Annotated in this window: 11 protein-coding genes; 7 read left to right on the forward strand and 4 right to left on the reverse strand. The window is 53.5% G+C overall.

What is annotated here, in order from left to right; genetic code table 11:
* Positions 1 to 101: 101 nt before the first annotated feature.
* Entirely contained in the window at positions 102 to 752 is a 651-nt protein-coding gene (locus tag HQL52_02350; GenBank protein ID MBF0368273.1) for an alpha/beta fold hydrolase, read from the reverse strand.
* A gap of 440 nt (positions 753 to 1,192) precedes the next feature.
* Between HQL52_02350 and HQL52_02355 the strand changes: the two genes are divergently transcribed.
* The 3 genes from HQL52_02355 to HQL52_02365 all read left to right on the forward strand — a co-directional run bounded on the left by HQL52_02355 (position 1,193) and on the right by HQL52_02365 (position 3,551).
* Complete coding sequence (locus HQL52_02355) at positions 1,193 to 1,675, forward strand: MucR family transcriptional regulator (GenBank protein MBF0368274.1); 483 nt, start codon at positions 1,193 to 1,195, stop codon at positions 1,673 to 1,675.
* A gap of 597 nt (positions 1,676 to 2,272) precedes the next feature.
* A complete protein-coding gene (locus tag HQL52_02360; GenBank protein ID MBF0368275.1) occupies positions 2,273 to 2,779 on the forward strand; it encodes a hypothetical protein in 507 nt (168 codons plus the stop codon).
* The gene (locus HQL52_02365) at positions 2,772 to 3,551 is read left to right on the forward strand and encodes a TIGR00730 family Rossman fold protein (GenBank protein ID MBF0368276.1); all 780 of its coding nucleotides are present in this window, start codon (positions 2,772 to 2,774) and stop codon (positions 3,549 to 3,551) included. The genes HQL52_02360 and HQL52_02365 overlap by 8 nt, the downstream gene beginning before the upstream one ends.
* 124 nt (positions 3,552 to 3,675) lie before the next feature.
* Here HQL52_02365 and HQL52_02370 read toward each other — a convergent pair whose 3' ends face one another.
* The gene (locus HQL52_02370) at positions 3,676 to 5,076 is read right to left on the reverse strand and encodes a CCA tRNA nucleotidyltransferase (GenBank protein ID MBF0368277.1); all 1,401 of its coding nucleotides are present in this window, start codon (positions 5,074 to 5,076) and stop codon (positions 3,676 to 3,678) included.
* A gap of 39 nt (positions 5,077 to 5,115) precedes the next feature.
* Here HQL52_02370 and mtaB point away from each other — a divergent pair, with 39 nt between their 5' ends.
* The 4 genes from mtaB (at position 5,116) to HQL52_02390 (ending at position 11,962) form a co-directional block, all read left to right on the forward strand.
* Positions 5,116 to 6,681, forward strand: coding sequence for a tRNA (N(6)-L-threonylcarbamoyladenosine(37)-C(2))-methylthiotransferase MtaB (mtaB, locus tag HQL52_02375; GenBank protein MBF0368278.1), 1,566 nt, complete (start codon positions 5,116 to 5,118; stop codon positions 6,679 to 6,681).
* Between the two features lie 157 nt (positions 6,682 to 6,838).
* The gene (locus HQL52_02380) at positions 6,839 to 7,879 is read left to right on the forward strand and encodes a substrate-binding domain-containing protein (protein MBF0368279.1); all 1,041 of its coding nucleotides are present in this window, start codon (positions 6,839 to 6,841) and stop codon (positions 7,877 to 7,879) included.
* Positions 7,876 to 9,789: a HAMP domain-containing histidine kinase gene (locus tag HQL52_02385; GenBank protein MBF0368280.1), complete on the forward strand. Its 1,914-nt coding sequence runs from the start codon at positions 7,876 to 7,878 to the stop codon at positions 9,787 to 9,789. Before HQL52_02380 ends, HQL52_02385 begins: the two co-directional genes overlap by 4 nt.
* A 37-nt stretch (positions 9,790 to 9,826) precedes the next feature.
* Positions 9,827 to 11,962: a diguanylate cyclase gene (locus HQL52_02390; protein MBF0368281.1), complete on the forward strand. Its 2,136-nt coding sequence runs from the start codon at positions 9,827 to 9,829 to the stop codon at positions 11,960 to 11,962.
* A gap of 95 nt (positions 11,963 to 12,057) precedes the next feature.
* On the opposite strand, the gene HQL52_02395 is transcribed toward HQL52_02390, so the two are convergent.
* Both HQL52_02395 and HQL52_02400 read right to left on the reverse strand, forming a co-directional pair.
* Positions 12,058 to 14,256, reverse strand: a complete 2,199-nt coding sequence (locus tag HQL52_02395; protein ID MBF0368282.1) for an efflux RND transporter periplasmic adaptor subunit — start codon at positions 14,254 to 14,256, stop codon at positions 12,058 to 12,060.
* Between the two features lie 47 nt (positions 14,257 to 14,303).
* The gene (locus HQL52_02400; GenBank protein ID MBF0368283.1) at positions 14,304 to 15,710 is read right to left on the reverse strand and encodes an efflux RND transporter periplasmic adaptor subunit; all 1,407 of its coding nucleotides are present in this window, start codon (positions 15,708 to 15,710) and stop codon (positions 14,304 to 14,306) included.
* Positions 15,711 to 15,787: the final 77 nt, after the last annotated feature.

Raw genomic sequence — 15,787 nt, forward strand, 5'->3', positions numbered from 1 at the left:
ACAAACATCCCCCTTTGATTCGCTAATTCAGGAACGCAAAACAATTTGAGCTATTTTCCCAAGCTCAAACCTTTCTCGAAACGCACCAAAAGTCCTTCGACTTAGTTTATCGTTTGATCCAAAAATTTCATAATTTCGCGCCAATAGTCCGGGTGGTGGACGATGGTGTTGTGGTCCACCCTCCGAAGGGTTCGGTGGCGATGGTCACCTCCCCAGGCTGCGATCAATCTCAGGGAATGTTTTTCTGGAATGATATCGTCATCCGAAGCGGTGAGAGCGAGGAGAGGTGTGGTGATATGAGGAGCCCGAATGTAAGAATCGAAGGGGTGTTTCAAGAGAAAAGCGACTGGGGCATAAGGATAAATTTCCTGAGCCACCTCTCGGATGGCATCGTAAGGGGAAATCAGCACCACTCCCTTGAGAGTACGTTTGGCAGCCAGATGGACAGCTACACCACTACCCAGGCTGCGCCCCATGACCACGATGCGGCTCGGATCGATGGCGGGCTCTTTGGAAAGGCGGTCATAGAGTGTCAAAGCATCTGCAAACAGGACGCTCTCTCCGGGTTTACCACCACTTAGCCCATAGCCACGATAATTAATGGCGGCAACAGCCCACTTTTTTAATATGCGTGCTTCCAATAAAAAGCCCGACACCTCTTCGGCATTGCCCCCAAAATAGATCAATAAGGGGCGTTGCCGATCAGTTTCGATATTTATCAGCCATCCGTGCAGTAAAACGCCATCGTCCATTTTGATATGGACTTCGCTGTCTGAGAAGGCACTTTCAAGGATATTTCTGTTTCCCAGATCGATGGGTCTTGGAAAAAAAAGCAGTTTTTCTTGAAAAAAATACAGGAATGGATAAAGTATTAGCGGAATAGCGATGAGAATGCCGATAAAAAGGTGTACCATGGATTGGAATAGCGTATTCATTGATTGATTGTGTAAATAAAACTGATCTCTTGGTTGTTAAGGTTTGTAGGCCTGGGTTGTTGAAGCAAAAACCCTTTGGTACCGACTGGGTTGGCTCCACCGATCCACTGGCTGGAAACTTTATCCTAACCGATTGTGTTTCTTGATGAAATAAACATTCAACCCGTTTCTTGTCGAGTTGATGTTTGTTCGGACTGTTACCCTTGTTTTGTTAAACTGTTAATCAACTTACCGGGCTGTTCCAAGCAGGAGGAGAAATGTCCCTCATTCGTTATACGACCCAAATTGTCACTTCTTATCTGAGTAGACAGGAGATGCCAGTTCATGAAATTTCCCCCTTCATGCGGGAGATTCATCAGGCACTGGCCAGCCTTTCCGAGCCTGAAGGGACCGCTTTGCCTTCAGATTCCACTGTGTCGGTCGATCACCAGGAAAATCCTACCAGTGAATTATCCACGCAGGCACCTCAGAAAAAAAGCGAAAATTCCCATAAAACCATCACACCGGCTGTTTCCATTGAGGATGCAGTGCGGTCAAATGCTGTCGTCTGCCTGGTGTGTGGCCGAACCATGAAAACCTTGCGAATGCACCTGACCCGGAGTCACAATCTGACGGTGGAAAGCTATCGCAATCGCTTTGGCCTGGATCCGGATTTTCCCCTGGTCTCACCAGACTATTCCGCCAAACGCCGCCAATTGGCCATTGATGCGGGGCTGGGAGAAAAAACCAAAAAAAAATAGCGAGTTGATTCCGGTGCAAGAAGGTAAAAAGAGTCGATTCGCAGGCTATTCATCCGGATTGGGATCTTTTCCCGGTTTGGAGAATCCGGGTTTCGCTCTCTTTCTGGAAAATGGACGCGCCAAATGTTTTCCAACCGTTTTTATGCACTGAAGCTCTCTCTCCCTCTTCTGGGACTCCTCACTTTCGGCTTTTTTTCACACGATCGTCTCACCCCTTTGCGAATGACTCCAGAAATCTGTCTGACCCATCCCCAAGCCTGTCATGGTCGACAAATCGCCATGCAAGGTTATTTTGAAAGGGTTACCCCTTTTGGAATGGCACTGAGAATTCCCAAGCGCACCCAACCTGGTCGGATCATTGACCTACGGGGCCGGATACCAATCTATCCAAAAACCACACAGCTTCGCGTTTTGGCTCGGTTTGATCGCAGTGGTTTTTTTGTCCTCATCAAACATGAAGTCAACCAACCGTGGATAAGACCGGCAAAGCTGGGAGTATCCTTGCTGGGGCTCTTATTGGGCGGGATGCTCTTTTTGCGCTCCTTTGATATCAGGCCCAATGTCGGCACTTTTTTTATCCACAGATAAAGTGTCTTGATGCCAGATCTCTTTGTCCATTTTGCCTCCGGATATCTGGTGGCCCCCAAACTGGGGCTTCAGGGGCGACGGGAGGCGGTATTTGTGGTGGGAGCACTCCTTCCCGATTTTTTGGCACGCATTCCCATTGTCGTGCTCGATGAATTTTTCCAGCTGAATACCCTTTGGTTTTTCCTTTCTTTTCACACACCTGCCGCACTTTTAGTCAGCTGTTATTTTTTGGCGATGCTCTTTCCACAAGCACAACGCCGGGACTATTTTGGCTGGCTTTTCTCGGGAGCGCTCCTGCATCAATGCCTGGATTTGATGCAGGGACAGTTCCACGAAGGGACCTATATGCTTTTTTTCCCTTTTTCTTTCAAAACAACTGAACTAAGACTCTTCCACAACGATGCCGGCATCTATCTCTTTCCGTTACTGATGATGGCCGTGGTTTGGAGCCATAGGCAGCGCAAGAGGCTTTCGCATTTTAACCAGGAAAGGTGGGAGAACGACATTGATCGATGATTTTAAAACGACCGAGGCCTGGCGCGTTTTTCGTATTCAGGCGGAGTTGATCGACGGCATTGAAACCCTACGAGGCATGGGGCCTGCAGTAACCATCTTTGGCAGTGCCCGAACCCCCGATGATGACGCATCCTATCTGGCTGCCAAAGAGACGGCAGAGCTTTTTTCGAAACATGGCGTTGGCGTGATCACCGGTGGTGGGCCTGGAATCATGGAAGCAGCCAACAAAGGCGCATTTTCTGAGGGAGCCGTATCGGTGGGATTGAACATTGCCCTGCCCTTCGAGCAGCAAGCCAATCACTTTCAGGATGTCAGTATTTCATTCCGCTATTTTTTCGTTCGTAAATTGATGTTCGCCAAATATGCCGATGCCTTCATCATTTTTCCTGGAGGGTTCGGTACTCTGGACGAGTTGTTCGAAGCTTTGACCCTGGTTCAAACGGGTAAAATGCGGCATCTGCCGATTATTCTTTATGGCTCCGATTATTGGCAGGGTCTTTTGCAGTGGTTACGCAGCAAGGTGCTTTCGGAAGGGTGTATCAGCAAAAAAGATTTGAATATTTTCCATGTGGTGGACAATCCTCGTCAAGCCCTGAGCATTGTCTCGGCTGCCCTCAAGAGCAATCTTAAAAAGCAGAAAAAATTGAAAAAACTGAAAAAGCGGAAAAAGCGGGAAGAGTTGGAAAAACGGGAAGGATTGGAAAAACAGGGAAGTACAAAAAAAACAGAAAAAAATAACAGCAAAACCGGAAAGCAAATAAAGCTGAAATAAGCTGAAAAACAATAAAAGGCTCAAAAAAACAGCCTGCTGCTGGCATTATTCAGTCGTGCAGAAAGGACTCACCAGGGCATGTGGCCGTTTTCTCCAGCAGGCAGGTAGCCTCCATCATAATCAATCAGGAGGGAAGACCGTGTTGGGCGATCCACTCCCGGATCAGCTTTTCCAAGACTTCCCGCCGGTTATTCTGGGGGTTTTCGGTCACCTGATCCACCAGCCATTCTTGTAGCTGGCCGATCCAGGCACCGGGTTTTTGTCGAACCAGATCCAAAAGTTCACCGCCGGAAATGGCCAGATCATCGGGGCTTAAACGGTTTTGTGCTTCTGAGATGGCTTGGCAACGCCGCAGGGTCCGATGACACTCAGCCGCCATCCGCTCAAGCTCCGCTGATACCAGGTTAGGTTGGGTTTCCCGCTTGGCCTTGATCAGCCGAAAAAGTCCCTCAATGGGAATGTCGTTTTCAATAAGTCGTTTAAGCGCCCGATCAGAAGGGGAGTCGTCAAATTCCAGGTGAGCAATCAGGCGGTGAAGACGCTGTTGACGGCGTTTGGAAAAATGAAGGCGCTCCAGGATCGTGTCGACCAGACGCAGAGTTTCTTCCATCTGACCGGGTAGGAGGGGTGCTGGTGTGACGGAATCTTCAGGGGCGATCACGCAAGCGGTTTTACCCACCAGATGGAGGAGGGCGGCCCAACGGAGATCCAGGAGGGAAACCTTTTCCCCCTCCCGGGGTCGGGAGACCGCAAACATCATATCCAGGCTTTTTTCCCAGGCACTGCGGGTATCACCGTTGGTATCGCGGACCTCCTTCAAGGTAGCCAGCTCCGGCAATATCTGCTCCCCCAAAGGAGAGTTGAAGAAACGCCGCATCAAGGCCACACTGTTTTTTTTCGTGAGGGGCAGGGATAAAAATCGATCCATCTCCGCTCGGAGGCGCTCCTGGGAAACCCGACCAAGATGGGTCTGTTCGGTCAGTTCCAAATCCCTAGGGTCGGACTCGGCGGCAAACTGCATGATGAAACGATAAAAACGCAGGGCTTTAAGGGGTTCCTCCCGCAGAGTATCGCTACCATTGACCAGACGCACCCGGTTTTCCTGCAAATCCTGCTGCCCGCCAAAGGGATCGATAAGCTTTCCGTCAGGCCAGGGAAAAGCCATGGCGTTAAAGGTGATATCCCGATGGAGAAGATCCTCTTCCACTGTTGCCTGATGGCCGGGTCGGTGGCGCAGGGTGGAAATGTGGATGATTTTAAGGGGAGTGTCTCCCTTGAGAGGTAGCAGCAGGCTGTTGTGCCGTTTGCCCATCACCACCTGGGGAAACCCTCCTTCAAGGAGCTTTTGGTGGCAGAGGGAAAGGGAACTCGCAACCAGAAGGTCGATTTCACGGACGGCAAAATCATTCCGCAACGCCTGCCGCAAAACCCGGCCAACCAAGTGAATGGGGCCAATAAGGCGGTTCAGACTGTCTAAAAGCTGACAGACGTAAGGGGAAAAGTTAGATTGAAGCAATGATTTCATAAGTTGGGAACCTGTTGAGTTAACGAGAAAAGGTAGGGGATGAACGAGCCAGCGTCAATGCCGGAAGAAGAGTCAGGCAAAAGGTTCAAGGTGATCACCATGGGCTGCCGAGTCAATCAGTTTGAAAGTGAGCTGATGCGAAAAAGCGGTACAGATCAGGGTTTTCAGCCGGTAGCCAAAGGGGAATTGGCTGACTTGATCGTGGTCCACACCTGTTCGGTCACCGCAGAAAGCGACCGCCAGGCCCGCCAACAAATTCGCAGGGCAGCCCGGGAACATCCAGCAGCCCGCATCATCGTCACCGGCTGCTATGCCCAGCGGTCACCAGAATCCTTGGCGCAACTCCCGGGTGTGGCACTGGTGATCGGCAATGCTGAAAAAGAACGTCTCGGCGATTATCTGGCTGAGATGGCCTCCCAACCACCATCTCAGCCAGGCGCCCCTCACCAGGAGGTGAAAGTGCAGGTGGCTCCTGTGGAGGAGATGGTCGTTCCCCCCCTTTCCAAGGAATCGGCTTCTCCAGGGGGGGTGGAAGCGGAGATGGCTGAGGCGGGATCCATCAGACAGCCCCTTTCCAAAACCAGGGTGAAAATAGCGACTGCCAAGAAAAAAACATTTACCACCAGTGAGGTTGCCCCCCCTATACTGGATCACTTTTCCGACCGGGCCCGAGCCTTTATTCAAGTGCAAAACGGCTGTGACGGCAAATGTACCTTTTGCTTGATTCCCTCTGTCCGTGGTCCCAGCCGCTCTACCCCACTCTCCCAGGTGATGGCCCAGGCCTCACGATTTCTCGCTTCTGGCTACCGGGAACTGGTTTTGACCGGCATTGACCTGGGGGCTTATGGCCGGGATCTGCGGCCAGACTTTTCCCTGGCCCATCTGGTCACTGCTCTGTTGGAAATCCCGCAATTAACCCGCTTGCGTCTCTCCTCCCTGGACCCCATGGATCTTGATGAAGCGTTGATCCAGCTCTTGGGCTCCGAAAAAAGGGTGTGCCCTCACCTTCACATTTCGTTACAATCAGGTGATAATGGTATTTTGCGGCGCATGGCCCGGCGTCATCGTCGGGAGGATGTGCTCGAACGGGTGGAAAAAGCCCGTCACCTGCGCCAGGATTTGGTCTTGGGAGCTGATATAATAGTCGGTTTTCCCACCGAAACCGAGGAGGCTTTTCAAAACAGCCTGGAGCTGGTTCGGGAAGGGGGATTTTCCCTGCTACACGTTTTTCCCTATTCCGACCGGCCTGGAACCGCTGCGCTTAAGCTGGCCCAAAAAGGCCTGGGCCAGGGTCAACCGGGACGCATCGCCAAGGAGATCGTCAAAGCGCGCTCCGAGGGATTGCGTCGGGTGGGGCAGGAGATATTGGTCAAGACTCTCCGGGAACAGCTGGGGAAAGTCGTGTCGGTATTGGTTGAAAACGTGGAAAAAGAATGGGTTATGGGCAAAGCGGAAACATTTCTTCCGGTTCGCTTTGCCCCCACAAAAAGCTGCCAACCTGGGGATATCGTCCCTGTCGCCATATCTGAACTTGACGCCAGGGAGGATCATCTGGTTGGGGAGATGGTCGCAGGATTCGAAACCGGCCCCCGAAGCGGTAGCTAGAATCAATCGCTTGATTTTGACAGGTTTGAAGTTTCGTGGATTTTTTCATACCGCTTACCGGACCAATTAGCGATACTCTTTATATTATCATTGGTTAGAATGGGTGTTATCAATATTGCAAACCGGATGTGCCCCCCCATGCGGTTGAGGAGCGATCATGAAAAGACCATTATCGATCTGTTTTTTCAGCAACACCCTGCCTAGGCTGTTTACCGCCTTCCTGACGTTGTCCCTTTTTCTGCTCCCCGGGACCAATGCCTTCTCGGAGAGCCTGCCAGTAGCAGCCTTTTCCAATCCCGATTTTACCGCTGAGATGACCCAGGAGTGGATCGACAAGCCCATCGACCGAAGCCTGAAAAAACGGGAAGCCCCTGTAGATTTAAAGGTGATGATGGATCAGCAGATGTTTCGGATTTTGGGGCCGGCCATCACCCAATATGCCAAAAAAGAGGGTATCCATATCGCTATGAGTGATGGTACCTGTGGCCATTCCGCTGGCGCCATTTTCAACAAAAAGGCTGACATGGGAGGATTTTGTTGTCCGCCCCGGGATTTGGATCGGCTGCCGGGACTGCGATTTTACACCCTGGGAATTACCCCGGTAGCCATCCTGGTTCATCCAGACAATCCCGTAAACAACCTGTCCACCGATGAAGCCCAAGAGGTTTTTGCGGGCACCATCGACCGCTGGAGCCAACTGGCTGCGACCAATGGTGAAAAAGGGCCTAATCAACCCATTTTTCCGGTAGCCCGCCTCCACTGTAAAACCCGACCGGGACACTGGCGTCTGATTCTCGACAACGAGGACTCTTTCAGCCCGGAACTCCAAGAGGTTGGCACCATTCCGGACATGATCAATACCGTTGCCACCAACCCCAGGGCCATAGGTCATGTCGCGCTGTGGTTTGGGGTGGAACATTATCGCAAGTATGGTAACACCCGGATACTACACATCAACCACACCGACCCCTTTGACATTAAAGGGGTTGCTGCCGGGGACTATCCATTCTACAAGACCTTTTCGGTCACCGTATGGGAAGGTGAGTCCGTGGCCAACCCCCATGCAAAAAAACTGGTCGACTTTCTCCTCCAAGAGGTGGAACGACTCGATCCCCGTTACGGCATTGTGCCTCCTTCTCAGCTGAAAAAAGCCGGGTGGCGGTTTTATGGCCATGAGTTGATCGGGGATAACTCTTGACTCAAGCCCCACCGGCCCATCCTGTCCATTCCCGCCAAACGCTTTCCATCACCCTGCAACTCTTGGTGCTGACCTTGGTTTTGAGCGCTTTGTTGGGAGGTGTCTGGGGGCGGATTCACATTGAGGGTGTGCGGGAATCCCTGCGGGAAAATTTTTCAGGACAGCTGATCGCCCGAGCCCGGGACAGCCGCATCCGTTTGGATAATTACGTTAAATTTCACCACTATGCCGCTGAGCTTTTTCTGACCCAGAGAAAATTTATCGACTATCTGGAAACACACCCACCTCCCTCCAAACTCATTCAGCATGGTCGCACCCCTGCCTGGTTTCCGGATCGCTCCATCCAACGCACCTTCATCAAGGCCCGACATACCCTGCTGTTGGATCAAGCCGGTAACATTCGGGAAATGTTCAGCCGGGGGGGGAAGAAGGTGCCGGGGGAGCTGTTGGAAAAATTATTGATGCACCGGCAGCTTCCCAAAGGCAAGGAGAGCCGGATTTTGCAACTGGGGGAGGTGCTCTATCTCATGACACTCCAGTCCATATCCAAGGAAGTGGGTGAAGAGTGGGGATGGTTGGTGCTGGCCACCCCCATGGATGATCGATTTTTGTTGGCCTCCCAGGGATTGGTCAGCACCACTGGCCTGCTGGGACTGGTGGATATGGATACCCACCGTATCCTGGTGAGCGGCGATATCGAACAGATTCCGGTGGGAACGCCTGTTGATCAACTGGATCAACGGTTTGTGGTGCAAAAGGAGGCTTTTTTTGATTATGGCAACTCCGAGGTCATTCTGAAACTGGTGATGCTGGCCCCCTTGGCAGAGTTCCAGGAGTTGATGAACGAGGTCTCCCGGGAAGCCCTTGTGGAAATCGTCCTGGTCAGTTTTGCCTTTTCAGCCATTTTTTCGTTGGTGATCCTGTGGTTTTTACACCACCTGCAAAATTTTACCGGCGAGATGCAGAGCTTTGCCCGCAACCGACTGGGATTGGAATTTCAAATCGCCACCCGGGGTGGTCCTTTGAATCGCATGCGGGAACAGTTCAGCCTGATGGCGGAAAATATTTTGGCCGCCCGAGAGAGGGAGGCAGAACACAATCAGGAACTCAAAGAGACCAACAGCGCCCTCAACAACTCCCTGCAGATGATCAAACGAACCCAAAGCCAGCTTTTGCAATCGGAAAAAATGGCTGCCCTGGGGGGATTGGTGGCAGGCATTGCCCATGAAATCAATACCCCCGTCGGCATTGGCTATACTACCGCAACCCATTTGGAAGGGGTTACCCGGCAACTGAAAAACAGTTATAAGGAAAGCCAGCTGAAGCGCTCGGAGCTGGAGGATTATCTGGATACGGCATCAGAATCGAGCCAGTTGATCGCGGCCAACCTGCGCCGTGCAGCAGACCTGATCGGCTCTTTCAAACGGGTGGCCGTCGATCAAACCAGTGAAAAACGCCGCACTTTGCGAGTCAAACCCTACTTTGAGGAAGTGCTGTTAAGCCTGGGGCCCAAACTCAAAAACAGACACCACACAATTACCCTGAACTGCCCGGAAGCGTTGCAAATCGACAGCTTTCCCGGGGCGCTTTCCCAAATTCTTTCCAACCTCATCATCAACTCCCTGGACCATGCATTTTCCGAAAAAGAAGAAGGAAAAATTGAGATAGAGGTTTCACGTAAGGAAAACTTTATCTTATTCTGCTATCGTGACAGTGGCCGTGGCATGGAAGCTGACTCAGTGAAAAGAATTTTCGAGCCGTTCTATACCACGGCCCGGGGGCGGGGCGGCAGTGGGCTGGGCATGCATATCGTTTTCAATCTGGTGACTCAAACGTTGGGGGGAACCATCCACTGTCATAGCCGCCCAGGAGAGGGGACAACGTTCGACATCACGATACCCATGACGTGATGACCACCACCCCGTTTCAGGATTGAAGGGGGAGAGTATGACGACGATGGAAAACAAGCCGGAGAGCCAGGACGGTGAACTGGTTTTTTATGAAGAGTCCAAAGCGACCGATGCCCCACCCGAGCCGCACCTTGATGCGTGGAAGGTGATGATTATCGACGATGCCCCGGATATCCACGCCTCCACCACACTCGTACTCAAAAAATATCGTTTCGAAAACCGGCAGCTGGAATTTATCAACGGCTATTCCGGAGAGGAAGCCAAACAGTTGATGGCGGCCCATCCCGACACCGCTATTCTGCTGTTGGATGTGGTGATGGAGACCGAACACGCCGGTCTTGATGTGGTTCATTATATCCGTAACGAGCTGAAAAACCCCTTTGTCCGCATCATTCTCCGCACCGGTCAGCCGGGCCAGGTACCGGAGGAGGATATATTTATTCGTTTTGATATCAACGACTATCGGGAAAAATCAAGTTTAAGCCGACAAAAACTCCTCACCTCCCTCACCAGCGCCCTCAGAGCCTACCGGGACATCATGGCCCTGGAAAAAGCCCGCCAGGTGTTGAAGGAAACCGGCAACGCCCTGAAAAAAAGTGAAGAAAGCCTGCAAAAAGCCCAAGCCCTCGCCCACATCGGTAGCTGGGATTGGGATATCGTCCAGGGTCGGATGAGCTGGTCCGATGAGATGTTTCAGATTTTTGATATCTCCCCGGAGGCTTTCGACGGCACCTATGATGCCTTTCTACAATTGATCTCCCATCATGATCGGGAAAAAGTGGCCAACTCCCTGCAAAAGGCCCTCGTCAGTGGGGATAACCATTTTGACTGGGAATACCGTCTGACCCGCTCCAACGGCCAATTTCGCACGGTACATGTGGTGTCAGAAATCTATCGGGACGCCTCTGCCACAGCGGTGCGAATGATCGGCACGGTGCACGATATTTCTCAACAGCGGGAACATGAGGCCCGCAACGAACGCTCCTATCAAACCAGAATCGCCATCAGCGCCCTCCTGGAAACGGGTCTGGAGCCCCTCTCCATGACCCGACAACTGGAAGTGGCCCTTGATATTATTCTCACCATTCCATGGCTGGCAATCCTCAACAAAGGCTCCATCTTTCTTTACGATAAAACCAATCAGGAGCTGGTGCTGACAGCCCAACGCAACCTGTCGGATTATCTTCGGACTGCGTGTGCCAAGCTTCCCATGGGATACTGTCTTTGTGGTCGAGCCGCCCAAACCCGGAAGATCGTTTTTTCAGCCCACCTGGATCACCGCCACGACATCACCTATGACGGCATCAGCGCCCACGGTCACTACTGTGTCCCCATTCTCTCCCGCTCCCGGCTCCTGGGGGTGTTGAACCTCTACGTCCCTGACGGCCATCCCCGGGAAGGAGAGGAGGATGCCTTCATGACCACCATAGCCAACACCCTGGCTGGCATCATCGAACGCCGGGAGATGGAAGACCGGCTGCGGTGTGCCGAGGAGCGCCTGAAAAATCTAGCCCACCACGATCCCCTGACGGGGCTGCCCAATCGACTGCTTTTTATTGAACTCCTGAAAAAAAACCTGGCCTTCTCCCGGCGGGAAAAGTGGAAGCTGGCTATCATGTTCATGGATCTGGATCGCTTCAAGGCGGTCAACGATACCTTTGGCCATGAAACCGGGGATATGTTGCTCAAGGAAGCCGGGGAGCGGATCATCAGCTGTTTGCGGGAGTGTGATGTCGTAGCCCGGATGGGGGGGGATGAATTTACCATTCTGCTGCCGGAGGTGATCGATCAGAACAAACTGGGCGTGGTCGCACGTCGGATCATCAAACAGCTGCAAAAACCGTTCATCGTAGATAAAAACAGCTGCGAGATTGGCACTTCCATCGGCATCTCCATCTATCCCGACGATGGGAACAGCCCGGAGCAGCTCCTGAAAAATGCCGATCAGGCGATGTATGCAGTCAAAAAAGAGGGTCGCAACGATTATAAATTTTTCCAGGATCCCAAAGAGCCAAAAAAAACCGACAGCAAAACCCAGAAAGAAGCCAGCGGTAAAAGCAATCATCATTCCGGCACCAAGCCTAAAAAAAAATCTAGCCCCAAGGCCAAAAAAACACCCAACATCAATTCTCTCAAAAAATCGACTGGCCCAAAGAAAAAAGGGAAGGAATAGTTCTGGGAATAACAGGATTTGACTTGGCTGGCATTGCCAGCTGTGCATTGTCTTGAATCAACCTATTTCCAAATAAAAATCTGTTTCAGCCCCAATCACATCCCACTCTCCCGCACCCACAACGCCACCAGCTCCTGCCAATAACCGAGAAGCAGGCTTTCCCTTCGGCCTGAAATAATCACCACACCCCGAATGGCTTCGGTGACGGTTATTCCGGGATCCACCGGGGTCAGGCGAATCCGATAGCGGGCTTCCCGGGTCTCCAGGCTCTCCTCACTGAGGGTGGTGACTTCCCCACCAAAGGCTGTGGCGAGCAGTGGAGAGTCCAGCGCCCGAATGGCCGCAGGATCGATGGTGGAAACCTGAAGATCAATAGCAGGCAGACGGGGGTTTTCCGGGAAAAATCGCGCGGCCTGCCCCACACCCGCCCGGTTGAGGTTGATCTCCTCCAGATAGGCCAGCACCGTCGGTTGAGCCGGATCCGTCAAGAGGGCCAGTAGACGATTTTCATCCACCCACAATCCTGGTCGCAACGCCCGGTCCAGCCAACGAACCGTGCCTGCCACGGGAGCGGTGATGCTGAGTCGGGCCTTTTGCTGGCGATGGCCGGAAAGCTCCCGTCGGGCCTTGGCCAGACGTCCGGCAGTCACTTGGCGCTTTTGAGCCAGTTTTTTTTGTTTGCGGCTTCGGGAAAGTTCCGCTTCCAGATAACGCACCCTGAGGGCCGACTTGGTCTCCTCATCCTGCAAATCCGGGGAGTCCAAAGTGAGAAGGGGTTGCCCCTTTTTAACCACCTCGCCATAAGCGGCTTGCAGGCTCTGGATGCGGGCCGGGAAGGGGGCGTGAATGCGTGCGGTCACCTCCGACTCCAACACCGCCGGTGCTCGCACCCGGGTAGGCCAGGGAAAGATAAGCCAAGCCAGCAAGGCCAAGAGGGCCAAAATCCAGAAAGTATTGATAAAGTTGATCCGAATGGCCCCAGCCTCCTGCCGCCAGCTTAAAATTTCACCCACCACGGGTCGGACGATAAACCAGCCGATGCCCCCCACCAACAAAAACCAACCCAACAGTTTGAAAACAAAATGGTACACCATCAAAGAGATGGTGGTGAAAAGAAAAAGCCGATAAACCCACGCTCCAAACGCATAGAGGGTCAAAATGGTGAGCCGCCCCCCAGGGGGAGAACTCCCTTCCGGGGAGGGCATGTTAAGCCCCAATATCCAACGCCTGATCCGCCAACGCCCCACCCCAAAAGCCCGCTGTTGCAGATTGGGCAACCCCAGGGCATCGGATAACAGATAGTAGCCGTCAAAGTGCACCAATGGGTTGAGATTGACCGTCAGGGTAATCACCCAACTCACCGTCGCCAGCACAAAACAGACACTCTTAAGAGGCCCTGCCGCCACCAAACTCCAGACAAAAGTGGCCAACACCGCCATCACCAACTCCGCCGCCACCCCAGCCCCGGCAATGGCCATGCGCTGCCGTCGTTTGGAAAGCCGCCAGGAATCGGTGGTATCGGTATAAAAAACCGGCCAAAAAATTAAAAAAGCCACCCCCATGGTCGGAACCCGCAAGCCGTGATATTTGGCGACATAGGCGTGGGAAAATTCGTGGGCGAGCTTGGCAGCCAAAAAACCGGTGGCAAAAAGAATGGCTCCGGGAACCGTAAAAAAATCCGGCAGGGTATGGATAAAGGTGTCCCACTGGTTGAAGAGCACCCAGAGGCTGAAGAGGGCTGCTATCGCCAGCAGAGGGGGAAAAAAGCGGGAAAAGAAAAATTGCAGAAAGGGGAGCGTCGCCACCAAAAAGCGGTCTGGATCAAACAGGGGAAAGCGGGCGAAAAGCAGGCGATCCGGCCAGCGGTTTTTTTGCAGACGGCGCAGCCCGGCAAACCGCCCCCACAAACCGGTAATCACCTCTTCCCCCTGGGGCATCAACAAAAAATGGCCACTCAAAAAAAGCTTGATCCGCTCCACCTCGGCAGGACCAATTTGCAGGGTGGTGTTCCCGTTGACCTCGGCGATGATCTTGTCAGCCTCCCCCAGATGCCAGCGGGCGAGGAGTTGAAATTCCGACCAGCCAAAACGAAAAAAACGGTTTCGCACCGGGTCGAGCAGGGTCCAGGTGGGGGAACCATCCTCGGCAGGGGGGCCGGGAGAGAGTTCCAACTCCTGTCGCAAAGGGGGGAGGGTGGAGGAAACGGTGGGAGAGTTGGCTCTTGAATCCCCCCCGCTGGCAGAAGCAACAACGGACCCCGTTGGCTTTATCCGCCCGACAGCCAACCCGGGCATGTCAGCCACATCCCCGCTGTGTCCCCCCTTCTGATCCGAGGTTGAAATCAAAACCCCAGCCATTGCCGCATCGCCGCAAGAGGCCTTCGAATGAGATAATAGTAAAGAGGCACCTCCTCCCCATAAATCTTGGCGGTTCCACGCAGGCCAATGCGGGGTGGGGGGAGATTGGGTGAAAAATGGGCCAATAGATTAAACGCCAAAAAACCGTCCGGAGCCAAGGCAGGCTCATAACCGGAACGTTTCAGGCGAGCGGGTAGGGGGCGGGTGGGTTCGATGTTGAGGAAAAGCGCCACCCGGGCTTCCGGCGTGAGAGAGATCGCATCGGCCACCGGCAGCCAGATGGTGAGGGCGACCTGGCTGGGGTCGGCCACGGTAAGCACCTTTTCCCCCACCTTGACGGGCCTGCCCAGCCAATCGTTCACATCCCCAAAGATGGCGATGCCATCCCGTTCGGCCCGCACCTGGGAGCGTTTGAGCACCTTGGAGTAGTGGGCCACCTCCATGGCTTTGAGTTCCACTTTGGTTTTCTGCACCAACAGATCCACCTTGCGCCCCGGATCATCCCCCATCAGCACCTTTTGCCGGGTGTTGTCATACTCGGCCCGGGCCACCTCCAGAGCCCCCCTGGCCAGATCCAGCTGGCTCAACGGAGAGGTGTCATCCAGCTCGAAGAGAAGATCTCCCAGGTGTACCGACTGATTGGGCTTTACCGCAAAATGTTTCACCACCCCAGCCAGGGGAGCGGTTACCGGAAAGGGGGTGAGAGGGGTGACCTGGGCAGGCGCCAGGACTGTTTGGGGTACGGGTAGCGTGAGTGCGGCTGCCAGCAGTAGCGGTGGGATCAGACGCCAAGGTTGGCGCTTCAACCCCCCAAACAGTTTGGAAAAGGTTCCCCTGGGATGGAGGGTGTGCCAGGCGTGGGCAAAGGCGGCGGTGAGCTTGGCCAAGAGCAGTTTTTCCTGCTCCTGCCACTGATTTTCCCGCCCCAGCCACAAACCGGCCACCACCCGACCATCCCCATCCACAAAGGGACACCACAAACCATAAAGCCCCCGCCAGATCCCTCCCTCTCCCTGGGTCTGGGACACCTGTGGTGAAGGATTTCCTGTGTGGGATATTTTTCGATCTTTGGCAGAGACGCCAGCCATCTCCGGAGGAATATCCGAAACAGCACCAGGATTTTTATCCTTCAGGGTGGATTTAACCACCCCTCGCAGCCAGCGGGAAAAGGGGGCGTCACGCTCAGGGCGATCCACACCCGAGACGGCCTCTACCCGGGGTCGCCCTGTACCATCCAATAACCAAAAGGCCACCATCGGACAGGGAATCAGGCGAGGTGTTTCGTTCACCATCAAAAAGGCCAGCTCCGCCCCATTGGTGGTATTTCTGGCACGCTCCTCCAGATGGATAAAGGTGGAAAGCGCCGTGATTTGATGATCCCGTGGGTCCATGGTGCTAGGTTCCCACGGGCAGACTCAATTGGGAAGGCCCGGCATCACCATGGGGTTGCCACACCGGGCCGATAGCC

The sequence above is a fragment of the Magnetococcales bacterium genome (assembly GCA_015232395.1).
In the GTDB taxonomy this organism is placed as follows: domain Bacteria; phylum Pseudomonadota; class Magnetococcia; order Magnetococcales; family JADFZT01; genus JADFZT01.